General features: G+C 72.9%; 1 protein-coding gene. It reads right to left on the bottom strand.

The annotated features are described in order from the left end of the window. Positions 1–89: 89 nt before the first annotated feature. The gene (locus tag ACFVU2_RS02945) at positions 90–983 is read right to left on the bottom strand and encodes a DUF6578 domain-containing protein (RefSeq protein ID WP_387870763.1); all 894 of its coding nucleotides are present in this window, start codon (positions 981–983) and stop codon (positions 90–92) included. Positions 984–1,075 lie beyond the last annotated feature (92 nt).

The raw sequence follows: 1,075 nt of genomic DNA, 5'->3' as shown, positions 1-1,075 counted from the left end.
ACCCCAACAGTCCCCTCCCGCGGGATGTTGTTTTTGGTGGGCTTCTCGCCCCCCCCCCCCCCCCCCCCCGACTCACCTCTCGGCCGGAGCTATCCCCAGGCCGGGTACCCGCGGCCGGAGTTAGCGCGGTGGAGGCGGACGGCCGCCGTCTCGGTCATCCAGACCAAGCCGCTGCCACCGGACGGGAAGCTTGGCGCGTCGGCCGCCGCCGTCCGCACAGCCCCGGACGGTGCGGTCGCGGTCGAGACGAAGCGTCCGTCGTCGACGCGCTCGGTGAAGCCGCCCGACTCGGCGGCCTCCACCAGCTCGCGGAGACCGGCCACCCCCTCCGGACTCCACGGGAGGACCCACTCGGCGCGTTCCAGCTCCACGTGGAGGCCGTTTTCGTACGCGTTCCAGCGGACCGTCGCGGCATCTTCCGCTCGCGGGGCGAGCGTGACGGAGGCATCGCCGCGGGCCCGGAGCACCTCCACGCGCTCGCCGAAGCGGGCCAGCACGTCCTCCACCACGGCTGTGAGGAGGTTGAGGGGACCGCGGAGCTCGTCGTCGGGCGCCTGGTCCGTGCGGCGTTCCCGCGCACGGGGAGCGGGCAGACGCGTTTCGGCCGCCACCGCGAAGAGCACGCGGTAGTCGGCTCCGCCGTATCCCATCGGTGCGCCGTCGGCAGGCACCGCATCCACCGCACGCTCCAGGGTGTCGTCAGGGTCGTTCGTCAGGTAGTGCGCGCCGGCGACCCGCACCATCCGCTGGTGCACGGCCGTGATGGCCTCCACTCGTCCGCGGACGTCGAGAGGGGGATCGTCGTCGTCCATCGGGTGCCGTTCGTCGAAGTACGCGGGGCGGTCGCGGTCGCCCGCGTCGCCAGTGTCGCCGTCCAGCATCGCGCGCAGAGCGAAGCCGATCTCGTCGCCGACCGCGAACGGCGTCCCGCAGCAGTCGTACTCCGCACTCCAGATGTGGACATCGATGGCCCTGGTCTCCATGCCGCCCAGGCTAGCGGCACGCGAGTGGTGAGTCGTTGCGGGTGCGGGCCCCTCCGCACCGTCCCGGACGCCACCCGCCCGGTCACCACGCA

Source organism: Leifsonia sp. NPDC058194 (assembly GCF_042883605.1).
Lineage (GTDB): Bacteria > Actinomycetota > Actinomycetes > Actinomycetales > Microbacteriaceae > Leifsonia.
Note: the sequence above shows the minus strand (reverse complement) of the source record. Positions and strands in the feature narration are given on the sequence as shown.

Bases quoted from the DNA above. Each gene is read 5' to 3' on its own strand.
- ACFVU2_RS02945 (WP_387870763.1), bottom strand. From the start codon at position 983: ATGGAGACCAGGGCCATCGATGTCCACATCTGGAGTGCGGAGTACGAC.